Annotated in this window: 12 protein-coding genes; all 12 read left to right on the top strand. The window is 35.1% G+C overall.

Annotated elements, in window-relative coordinates:
• Positions 1–130 precede the first annotated feature (130 nt).
• Positions 131–451 carry a hypothetical protein gene (locus ABIN61_08680; protein MEO0294275.1) on the top strand — a complete coding sequence of 107 codons (321 nt, stop codon included), beginning with the start codon at positions 131–133 and terminating at the stop codon, positions 449–451.
• On the top strand, positions 441–2,372 hold the full coding sequence (locus tag ABIN61_08675) for a hypothetical protein (protein MEO0294274.1): 1,932 nt from the start codon (positions 441–443) through the stop codon (positions 2,370–2,372). The genes ABIN61_08680 and ABIN61_08675 overlap by 11 nt, the downstream gene beginning before the upstream one ends.
• A gap of 9 nt (positions 2,373–2,381) precedes the next feature.
• Positions 2,382–3,122 (top strand): CRISPR-associated RAMP protein Csx7, encoded by a 741-nt coding sequence (gene csx7 / locus ABIN61_08670; GenBank protein ID MEO0294273.1) that lies wholly within the window; start codon positions 2,382–2,384, stop codon positions 3,120–3,122.
• Between the two features lie 11 nt (positions 3,123–3,133).
• The gene (locus ABIN61_08665) at positions 3,134–4,138 is read left to right on the top strand and encodes a hypothetical protein (protein ID MEO0294272.1); all 1,005 of its coding nucleotides are present in this window, start codon (positions 3,134–3,136) and stop codon (positions 4,136–4,138) included.
• 6 nt (positions 4,139–4,144) lie between these two features.
• Complete coding sequence (locus tag ABIN61_08660; GenBank protein ID MEO0294271.1) at positions 4,145–5,032, top strand: hypothetical protein; 888 nt, start codon at positions 4,145–4,147, stop codon at positions 5,030–5,032.
• Positions 5,033–5,100: 68 nt separating this feature from the next.
• Positions 5,101–6,111 (top strand): hypothetical protein, encoded by a 1,011-nt coding sequence (locus ABIN61_08655; protein MEO0294270.1) that lies wholly within the window; start codon positions 5,101–5,103, stop codon positions 6,109–6,111.
• A complete protein-coding gene (locus tag ABIN61_08650) occupies positions 6,101–6,424 on the top strand; it encodes a hypothetical protein (protein MEO0294269.1) in 324 nt (107 codons plus the stop codon). Before ABIN61_08655 ends, ABIN61_08650 begins: the two co-directional genes overlap by 11 nt.
• A gap of 14 nt (positions 6,425–6,438) precedes the next feature.
• The gene (locus ABIN61_08645; protein ID MEO0294268.1) at positions 6,439–7,374 is read left to right on the top strand and encodes a DevR family CRISPR-associated autoregulator; all 936 of its coding nucleotides are present in this window, start codon (positions 6,439–6,441) and stop codon (positions 7,372–7,374) included.
• Between the two features lie 9 nt (positions 7,375–7,383).
• Positions 7,384–8,079: a hypothetical protein gene (locus ABIN61_08640; GenBank protein ID MEO0294267.1), complete on the top strand. Its 696-nt coding sequence runs from the start codon at positions 7,384–7,386 to the stop codon at positions 8,077–8,079.
• Positions 8,080–8,235: 156 nt separating this feature from the next.
• A complete protein-coding gene (locus ABIN61_08635; protein ID MEO0294266.1) occupies positions 8,236–8,793 on the top strand; it encodes a nucleotidyltransferase domain-containing protein in 558 nt (185 codons plus the stop codon).
• Positions 8,790–9,227, top strand: coding sequence for a HEPN domain-containing protein (locus tag ABIN61_08630; GenBank protein ID MEO0294265.1), 438 nt, complete (start codon positions 8,790–8,792; stop codon positions 9,225–9,227). Before ABIN61_08635 ends, ABIN61_08630 begins: the two co-directional genes overlap by 4 nt.
• 234 nt (positions 9,228–9,461) lie before the next feature.
• Positions 9,462–10,496 (top strand): ATP-binding protein (locus ABIN61_08625; GenBank protein MEO0294264.1); only part of this gene is annotated, 1,035 nt, incomplete at its 3' end.

Below are 10,496 nucleotides of genomic sequence, written 5' to 3'. Positions count from 1 at the left end.
AAAAAGATCGGTGCCAAAGATGAATTCCTTGCCCATTCAGAAAAATTAGAAAAAAGTTAAACTCCCACCCCATGCACCTATTTCTGCTTATATTTTAAGAGATTATCTCAGAAAGGAATGGGGTAATATTATGGGAGATGCTGCTTTCTTTGCTATAGCCCACCACCATTCAGTCAGAGCCACAAAGGTCCCTGAATATAGACTTTGTGATGGATGGTTTGATGAGGTTGATAAATTGCTTTCTGAATTAGGGATAAAATTTGATTTGAAATATGTGAAGAACTTTGAAGTTCAAGATTCCCCAACAACTCTCTCTGATCACTTCCCAGCCTTTGAAAAAGAAAAGTGTTACAATCTCTATGTCATTCTGTCGAGGGCATTAAGATTGGCAGATAGAAGAGCAGTGGAAGAGAATTTACTGAAAACATCAGATGAGAAACATGTCAAATAAAGATACTGCAAAAATATGGAATGGTTTCATTTCTTCAATGATTCATGACATTGGAAAACTGCTTGAATTCAGAACTGAAATAATGCGTGACTTAAGTAAGGAAGGTAAAAGTACTTCACATGAGAATTTGCAAGACTATTTAGAGTTATTCGGTAAAAAATTCGCATTGCCACCAGTAAAGCTCCCTTCAGATGTTTTAACTTTACACAAAAGAAAGGTTGAGGCAGGATTAGAAGGAGTCGCAATGTATTTAGCTGATAGAATTAGTAAAACAATACAAGGCTACCCTTTTGACCTTGAAAATGATCAAGAATTAACCCAAAGAAGGAGTCAGGACCCACAGAGGTTTTACTCTTTTTGGGGATTCCCTTATGACTGGGATACTGATCATATGATTACAGTATTCAGAAAGATTTACAACTATCTTACAAAAAATATAAATGTTAAAGACCTTCTTGAAATGCAGAAAGAAATGATAAATTTCCCACACACATCCTATATCCCTCATCTTTCATTGGCGGTTCACCACCAATTTACAGCAATTATTTATTATTTGATAATTAGCAAACTTAAAGAACTTAGCCATTTTTCAGAATTTAAAGAATTTAAATTTTCCATAATTAGAGTGCAACCAAATTTTATAGACATTTTTTATAGATTACGTGATGTGATTATCTGCCAAAAACTTAGCCAAATTTTAAACAGAACTATTTTTAGGCAAATCTATTCAAAGTTTGCAAATGACCTGCAAGACATTGACCCTATTTACAACCCTTTTGTATTTTATTCTGAAGATTCCATGGTTTACATATTTGATAATTACGAAATATTTAAAAAGGAATTGATATCATCTTTTTCAAATATAAAAGGGATAAGATATATTGATGTCGAACATTACGACTTTGAATTAGAAATCGAATGGGGACCTAATGTACCCACTAAAATCAATTTAATAAATACACCATCTCGACTTAAGGAAACTTTATTTTCTAAGAATTTGTTTTCATTTAATTACAATTCTTTAGTACGGTGTGAAATGTGTCAGATACCATATGATGAAAGTTTTTTAAGACCCGATGAAAAAAATAATTTAATATGTGAAGATTGTTTAACATTAAGAAACATTACATCTGGTATTGACTTTGATAAAGTTTCGCAGTCCGAAGAAGGTGAAGAAAGAATTGCCTTTGTTTTTATAACATTTCCTGATAATTTATTGCAACATGCAAAAGATGTAGCAGACAATATTTTATTACCTCGATTTTATGAAAGGATTGGTCTCCAACAAAAGATAAATGCAACTCAAACTGGAATGTATGAATATCTCCAGATGCTTCTGGATTTGCAGAGATTTGATGAAACCTTGAAGGATGAGATTAACAAAATGAAGGTTAAGAAGGACGAGATTTCAGCTAACACATTGTTTATTTTCCCTAATTTGAAAGTTTTCCTATTTAGAGAAGATAAGGTTTGGGGGTTTATTGGAATTCTGAACTCTGAAAGATTAAAGATGCAATTAGAAATGGGTATAAAAGTAATAATATGTGATGCAAAAACTCCTTTCTGGTCTTTGATAGAAGGTGCTCTGAAGCATTATGAGAAAGATATTTTTTTTGATGTTTCTAAGGAGGTGGTTATAGTGTTTACTGCAAAAGAAGTAAAGGATATTAGAAGATTGGCTGATTTGGCAAGAAATCGCAAGGTTTGGCCAACACAGATACATAATGTAAGTCAAGTTGCTATGGAGACGACATTAGATGAACTTTTATTGGAAATTGATGTAAGGAAAGATCATCTCAGAGGCATTGAAAATGAACTCAAGAACTCATTACAACAATTAGAACCAACAAATAGTGAATATTCAGATCGTGAAAAAAGGGCGGTTTTTCTTAAATATATTGCAAATCTTTCTAAAAGATAGGAGGATAAAATGGCTTTTGAAAAATTAAAAGAAATTTACGAAATCGAAGTTGAATATACTACGAAAAGTTCATTGTCAATATTAGCTGGTCGAGAGCCAGCTTTTAAAGCTATTGACCAGGTCGTAACTATGGTAGGAGGAAAACCCGTCATACCAGGTTCTTCTTTAAAAGGAGCGATTAGGAGTACTTTAGAATCAATTCTTACTGAAAGAGGAGAAAGGGTCTGTGTTCCATTAAGTGCTATACCAAAAGACTTTTCAAGAAATCCTGAAGAATATGCTAGAAGTATTGGTAGGATTGCTCCCTGTGAACCGAGAAGTAAAAACCCATGTTCTGTTTGTCAAATTTTTGGTGCTGCGGATCTTGCCGCAAGGGCTATGTTCATGGATGCTAAGCCAACTGGGGAGCCAACTCTTACTGATAGAACCCATGTAGCTATTACAAGAGACAACAAGGCAGCAGCGGGCGGAAAGCTTATGCAAGTTCAAACAGTGGATGCAGGTGCTAAATTTACAGGAACTATTAGAATCATAAACCCGGAACCATGGCAGATAGGAGCAGTCCTTTTATCTATCAAATCATTAGAGATGTTAGGACTTGGCGCTAAGAAAAGTGCTGGCTACGGTGAAATTGAGACGACAATTATTTCTATAAAAAAGAAAGAACTAAAGGATAGCAAATGGGAAGATACCGATGTTACCAATAAATCCGAAGAGTTCCTTTCCGCATTCACATCATATCGAGGATAAGGCATAAGGCAATGAGCGAGAGAGAAGGTATTATTCTCCATTTTGATTGTTGCTTAGACACACCTTTTCATTCAACTGAAAAAAAATATAAGAATCTCTTAAAATGTTCTCCTTATATATTAGGTAGTTCTATTAGGGGAGAATTATTAAATTATCTGATTATAAAAAATTGTACTGCCAATAATATAAGAACTCTTTCGGCTTTGAAAAAAGAGTCAGATATTATAGAGTTTCATTCAAAATGTGAAATTCAATGCATAGTTAAAAAATTTTTATGGAATGAGAAATGGGGAATATTATTATCTTTTGGTCAATTTGAAAGACCACAATTCAGGGCAATAACAAGAATAGCAATCAGTAGAGAGTCAAGAGCTTCTTCAGGGGGGGGTATTGTAAATATAGAGCAGATAAGAGACGGCTGTAATTTCTCTGTCGAAATTGTTTTATGTAATGATGAACAAATAATTGATGATGTAAAGTCAGCATTTAAAGTCATTGGACTATATTTTGGAATTGGCAAATATAAGAATGTTGCAATGGGTAGATTTTCCATCAAGAACATGTCAATAAAAAAAGTAAAAGATGTATTAAATGAAAAGATCACTGAATTTAGACAATATGAAAAGAAACAACGTCTTACTTTCATAACCCCCTTTCTGCTTCATAATAATAGTGGCTTACCAATAGATCTGGATCAAAATCAATTTGCCGCATTATTTTCAAAAATGCTTTTAAACAGAAGTAAAGAACTGTCTGAATTCTTCAATTTAAATTTAAATGTTGAACCTACAGTCATTGATTCTATTAGAACATACATTATTCCTGATTATGTCAGTAGATACTCACTTGAAGAATCAACAAAGAAAAATCGTTTAGTTGCAAAAGCAGGTAGTTATTTTGACTGTTATTTTGGAGATAGTAATCAATCGTTACCAACTCAGTTAGCCCTTTGTAGTTTGTTTGGAGTAGGGGAATGGGCAGATATAGGGTTTGGAAGGTTTTCAATTGAAGGTTGATAATACATGGAAGACCTCTCATCAGCTATAGTAAAAATTAAAGAACTTATAGACGCTTTACCACTTAAAGCAGAAAGAGTTTTTGAATATATGAATGACGTGGCAAAGGAACTTGGAGTTACATTGGGTAATGATGCAGAGCCTCCTCTAATAGAAAGAGGCTTAGTTATTTTCAAAATATGGCGAGAAATCAATTCAATAAATGAATCTATGGAAGCTGAATTTTCTGAAGATTTGGAAGAGACTATAGACAGAAAATCGCCAATTTATAAACGCATTTTAGAATTCTCTGCTCGACTAAATGTTTACCATGAAACTATCATTTCAAATGAAATTTATAAAGAGATGGTAGAAAGATTCAGGAGGATAGATTCAGTATTACCGCCTTCCCATTTTGATTTTACTGAAGGTATTCAATCTTTAGATTCATCCTATTTAACTGATGAGATAATTAATGACACAAAAGAGTCAATAGAAAGATTTAAAAATAAAGAGTTTCCTGAGACCATTTCTTATTGTGGCAATGCATCCAGACGATTGACTGATAAATTTGCTCAATATCTTCATGAATTATCTGGAAGGAATTGTAGTTCTTCAGACTGGGGACCAAAACTTGGAGAAATAAAGACTATTTTGGAAAACACTCAAAATCCTATAAATCTCAGTCCTAAAAGTAGAATAGAATGGTATATTCTTTCCAATTTGTATATAGTTTTATGGATAAGAAATGCTTACGCTCATCGATCTGAAATTGATTCAAGAATTCCGCAATGGCAAGATGCCTGCAGAAAAACAATGGTCGAGGATTGTGATTGTGCAAGATCTGCTATTATCGCTACCCTTCAAGCAGCAAGATATTTACAGGAACTATTGAAAAACAAAAATAATCCATAAACATGCTACACTTCATCCCCAAAACCGGCCTTGAAATCTTTGACCTTTGCAGGGCTTACGGGTTGGCAATGCTACTGGATTATGCAAGCTCTGAAGGGGAGATACCTGTTATCAATGATGCAGGAAGTTTTTATTTGATAGAGCATGAAGCAACAGATGTATCTGCCCAAAGGCTTCTCGAGAACACTGGCTGGTATTCTCTTTTTGAAGAATCTCCTGATGACAGGACATGGAGTCGGATATTTCTTACTGATAAACAGAACTGGTCAAAAAAAGTCAAAAAGGTAAAAGATATATTAAGCAAAGATGCGGAGAAGATTATCAATGATTTCCAAGACCCTACAAATTTACCTGTGATATCTTCTGACAGAGGTGAAACGCTTTCTGGTCCTCTTGACCCATCAGCCTTTAAGGGTCTCAGAGGAAGAACAAGAGGAGATTACTCAGAAGGCCAAACTAAGGTTGATAGCCATAACTGGGCGCTTGCCTGTCTTGGTGGAGCTATTTCTGGAAGATACAAAATTCAAAAGTCTCAGGGGAATAAATGGGACTATTTTGTTATTTTTCCTGTACCTCAAAGAATTGAACTTAATAACTTCAGAGAAATAAGAAACTCAATATACACTATTGGTCTTAAATATTTTAGCATCCAGAATGCTGCTGCCCATTTTTCTGTTGTCCTTGCAGAGAAGATGCGTGCGATGGCAGCATCAAAATCTCAATTCAGCGATAGATTTTCAGGAGTCTTTTATTTCTCAATTGTTCAAAGCGGGCAGCAGTTCAAGCCGGCTACAGGTGGCAATTTAAGCATTTATCCTTTGATGGAGCTTGCCCTTTCTGGAAGACCAAATATCTCAAAGGTTTTTGAGGTATGGAATTATCTATTTAGAAAAGGGAGCGTTCAGGGATGTGAGGATTTAGCTGAGGCAATAACAGAATTCATAATGAATCCATCTTTAGAAACTTATGAAAAACATGTAAAAATTTTTCTGAAATATATATCAAGACCAAAAGAAATTAAGTCTGCAAATTTATATGACTATGAAACCTTAAAGGAGGTGGTAGCCTATGTCAGATAGTTTAGCGATGCTTTACTCTGATGAAGCTATAAAAGACTTTGGCAGCACATTACGGAAGGCTTTACGCATGGAAGAGATTCAGGACTATGCTTCCCTTATTGAATTAGAAAATGCTGAAAAAGAAGAAGATTTTGCAGATGCATTACGTAAATTTTTGCGTAGATATGAGACACACGCTCGACGAATGCATTTAAAAAGACCAACAGAAGAGAATTTGGAAAAACTTATGAAGTTGGTAAGTGATTACGGAGTAAGACTTGTAAGGGCAGCCCTAATAAGCCATGCCCTTGTTAGAGGTATGAAAGAAGAATAAAGAGGAGGAATCAAATGGCAATCTTTGAAATAGCAATATTGGGTAGAGCAACATGGAATCTCCATTCGCTTAATAATGAAGGAACGGTTGGCAATGTCACAGAACCTCGGACAGTTGTTCTGGCAAGTGGTGAAAAGACAGATGGAATTTCTGGTGAAATGCTGAAACATATTCATGCTTATAATGTTTGGTTATTGCAGGAAGATAAAAGTCAATTTTGCGAGGCATGTCAAAAATTTCATCCACAAAAAGCAGATATGAATCCTCTGGTAAGCGGTAAAAGAATGGATGAGGCAAAGGCTATGAGTGAGGCTATAAAGTTATGTGCCCTTTGTGACCTTCACGGTTTTTTGGTTCAAAGACCAACAATTGCAAGACCTTCAACAGTTGAATTTGGATGGGCATTAGGTCTTCCTGATAGAACACATAGAGATATTCATATTCATGCAAGGCATTCAATGGAAGGACGCTCTCGTGAAGAATTTGAGGCAGGACAGGAAGAAACTGTGGAGAGGCAAGTAACTGCTCAAATGATTTACCACAGACCAACCCGTTCAGGAGTGTATGCAATTGTTTCTATCTTCCAGCCATGGAGAATAGGTCTAAATGAAATTGATTACAATTATGTAATAGATGGTGAAAGAAGACAGGGCAGATATCAGTTAGCTCTTAATGCTTTTAAAGCGACATTTATAAGAACGGATGGAGCAATGACTTCTACACGTCTCCCCCACATAGAGGCAGTAGAGGGAATAATGGTTATCTCTGAAACGAATTTTCCAGCTCCAATAATTAGTCCTATAAAAGATGACTATATTACTCAGACAGAGAATCTTGTAAAAGGACAAAAAGGGCTATCCAATGAGAAATTCAGCAATTTGACAGAACTTTGTACCATATTAGACGGATTGACAACAAAAGTTATTTATGAATTGACTATGCCCAAATAAGGAGCTAATGTGGCATGGATTTTTGCAGAACTCAATTTTGGAAGTCTCTATTCTTATAGAATGCCAAAATTATCTCCGAGTTATGCTTTAACTTCTCCTATTCCAAGCCCTGCGGCTTTGAGACTTGCATTGGTAGATGCCGCCATAAAGTCAACAGGAAAAGTGTCTTATGGTGAAGAGGTCTTTGAGATAGTTAAATCAGCACCATTAGAAATAGAGCCACCTGAGAAATTAGCAGTTTTAAAATTTTTTATCAAGAGATTAAAACCTTCAAAATCTAAAGGAAAAAGTTTTGAAGAATCCTTTGGATTAAGAGAGTATTGCCATTTTCTGGGACCACTGAAAGTCTATCTTGAGATTTCAGAAAAGGAAGATGAAATCACTAAACTCTTTAGACTCTTAAGGCGGTTAGGAACAACTGATTCAATCGCCTTTGTAATAGCACAGATTGAAGATAAAGAGCCATTATTCAAATTCACCTGGAAAGAGACGATAACTCTGAAACCAGAGGTTGCAAATCTTGCAAAGCGTCCAGTGTTTACTCTAAATGAATTGAAAAACGATGCACAATTTTCTCAAGTTAATCCATATGCCAAAGGCAAAAGAGGAAATCCTTATATTCAAAAAACCTTTGTCCTTCCTTTAATAGAAGAACGCAGGGGTGAAAATTGGGTTTTATATAAGAAACATCCTTTTGTTCTTTGACAACTCTGATTCCCTATCTACGGCAGAATGGGGGCTAAGTTTATTTAAGTTCTTATAGTGAAACTAAATATCTCCTGTGTGGTCAAATTGACATTTAAATAATAATTCATTATAATGAACACTAATTATAATTGAATGAACAGTTATCATAATTAAATGAAAAATCGTTTGGAATTTAAAGAAAAACTTTTGAACAGAGTGCCTCTGAAAATCTTTTCTTATCTCTGCAGAGTTCCACATATACCCCATTTCGGGAGAGAGATTGCAAGAACATTAAATGTAAGCATAGGAGCTACGAATCAGACACTTAATCTTCTTCTGAGCATGGGAGTTGTAACGAGGGAGAAAAAAGGGCAGCTATATTTGTATAGAGTAGTGGCTGATAATCCAGTTGTGAAAGAATTCAAAAAGGTCGAAAATATTCTCGATTTAATGAACCTCATCTTAAAGATAAAAGACATCTCTAACAAAATAGTTCTTTATGGTAGTTGTGCAACAGGGGATGATACATTAGAGAGCGATATAGACATTTTTATCATAAGTAAAGAAAAGGAAAAAGTAATAAAAGAAATAAGAAAAGAAGCAAGAAGATTTGAAAGAGAGATAAAGCCTGTAATTGTTAATATCGAAGAATACATCTCTATGAGAAATAAAAAAGAAGCTCTTTTAGAAGAAGTTGATAAAGGGATAGTCCTTTATGAGAAAAAAGGATGATTTCTGAGTTTAAAAGATGTCTTGAAAAGGAAAAGGTTGTTGCATTTGAAAAAGGGCCTTCACTTGTTGAGAAAGAACTCAAATCTGCAAATGATGACCTTTTATCTTCTAAGGATAGTTTCGAAAGAAAAAATTATAAATGGGCTACAATACAGGCTTACTACTCTATGTTCCATACAGCAAGAGCATTGATTTATGCCCGAAAATATCGTGAGAAAAGTCATTACTGTCTGGTAGTTGCTTTAGAACATTTATATGTAGAGAAAGGATTTATTGAAAAGGGAATTTTAGAAAGCCTTATGCTTGGAAAAGAAATGAGAGAGTCAGCAGATTATCGTTCAAGTTTTTCAAAAGAAGGTGCACAGAGTTTAATCAGAGCTGCTAACGATTTTTTAGCTATTGCAAAGAAATTGCTGAGAAAGAAACAAAATTAAAATGAAGAAATGTCAGTGAAAACTGGGTTCTCTATAAAAAATCCCTTTTGTTCTTTGACAACTCTGGTCTCTCTTATTTTATGGCCACTCTTTCAAGGGGCCTTGTGTTTAGCATTTATCCTTGATTTATCATTATTGCTATAATATAGTAACTATAATAGAGTAACTATAATAGAATAATTACGAAAGAGGTGATTGGCGCTGGCAAATCCTTTTTATTTTCGAGAGCTTCCCTTGACAGCTCCTTTTTGTGACAGAAAGAAAGAGATCGAAGAGCTTCTTTCACATTCACGAAATAGGGCGAATGTTGTTCTTTATTCACCAAGACGTTATGGAAAAACATCCCTTGTAAAAAGAATTCAAGCAAAATTGTCCCGTGAGGGAATTATTACTCTATACATTGATTTTTTTGGGGTGTATTCTTTAGAAGATATAGCATCAAGATTAGCCTCAAGATTATATTCCTTTTGTCATAAAGACGAGAATCTTCTAAAAAAGGCAATGAGGTTTTTAACGTCATGGCGGCCGGTTATCCGTCCTGATCCAGAATTCGGGATGTCCATAACTGCTGAGCCCGCAGGAAAAAGAAGGGGGATTGAGCTGCTTGAGGATGTTCTTGCTGGCTTTGGAAAGTTTATGGAGACGAGTAAGAAAGGCTTCCATGTGGTTATTGATGAATTTCAGGAGATTGCCGAATTACGTGAATCTCTTCAGATAGAAGGTATCATGAGGTCTCACATACAGACCCATAGAAATGCTTCATATTTCTTTGTAGGAAGCAGGAGAAGGATATTGAGTGAGATCTTCAATGAGCGAAAAAGACCTTTCTACAGAAGTGCTATTAATTATCCTTTATGTCCACTTCCGCTCGATGAATCCACAGCCTTTATAGTTGAACAATTTAGGCATGGAGGAAAGATATGTCAAGAGGAAATTGCCAGAAAAATTTCTGAAAAGGTTGGCGGTTATCCATATTACATTCAGAGAGTTCCCTATTCTATATACGAGGTTAGCGGTAAACATATAACGGAAGAGGACTATTCAAAAGGATTTATCAAAGCCATTAATGAGGAAAGGCCCATGTATGAAGCAATGCTTCAGATTTTGGCACCTCAGCAGATAAAACTACTGTATGCCATATCCGAGGAACCTACAGATAAACCATACTCAACCGAATATATGAACAGATACAACCTTGGTTCTATAGGAGGGGTTCAGGGAGCTATAAAAAGATTGATGGACCTTGATTATATAGAAAAAAAGAATGGC

This window comes from candidate division WOR-3 bacterium (assembly GCA_039804165.1).
GTDB lineage: Bacteria > Hydrothermota > UBA3072 > UBA3072 > UBA3072 > JAFGHJ01.
The sequence above is the reverse complement of the archived record's forward strand: the minus strand, read 5'-3'. Positions and strand labels throughout refer to the sequence as shown.

What these genes read in the sequence shown, in the direction of transcription:
- ABIN61_08680 (MEO0294275.1), top strand. Translation starts at nt 131, where the DNA reads ATGGGAGATGCTGCTTTCTTTGCTATAGCCCACCACCATTCAGTCAGA.
- ABIN61_08675 (MEO0294274.1), top strand. Translation starts at nt 441, where the DNA reads ATGTCAAATAAAGATACTGCAAAAATATGGAATGGTTTCATTTCTTCA.
- csx7 (MEO0294273.1), top strand. Translation starts at nt 2,382, where the DNA reads ATGGCTTTTGAAAAATTAAAAGAAATTTACGAAATCGAAGTTGAATAT.
- ABIN61_08665 (MEO0294272.1), top strand. Translation starts at nt 3,134, where the DNA reads ATGAGCGAGAGAGAAGGTATTATTCTCCATTTTGATTGTTGCTTAGAC.
- ABIN61_08660 (MEO0294271.1), top strand. Translation starts at nt 4,145, where the DNA reads ATGGAAGACCTCTCATCAGCTATAGTAAAAATTAAAGAACTTATAGAC.
- ABIN61_08655 (MEO0294270.1), top strand. Translation starts at nt 5,101, where the DNA reads ATGCTACTGGATTATGCAAGCTCTGAAGGGGAGATACCTGTTATCAAT.
- ABIN61_08650 (MEO0294269.1), top strand. Translation starts at nt 6,101, where the DNA reads ATGTCAGATAGTTTAGCGATGCTTTACTCTGATGAAGCTATAAAAGAC.
- ABIN61_08645 (MEO0294268.1), top strand. Translation starts at nt 6,439, where the DNA reads ATGGCAATCTTTGAAATAGCAATATTGGGTAGAGCAACATGGAATCTC.
- ABIN61_08635 (MEO0294266.1), top strand. Translation starts at nt 8,236, where the DNA reads ATGAAAAATCGTTTGGAATTTAAAGAAAAACTTTTGAACAGAGTGCCT.
- ABIN61_08630 (MEO0294265.1), top strand. Translation starts at nt 8,790, where the DNA reads ATGATTTCTGAGTTTAAAAGATGTCTTGAAAAGGAAAAGGTTGTTGCA.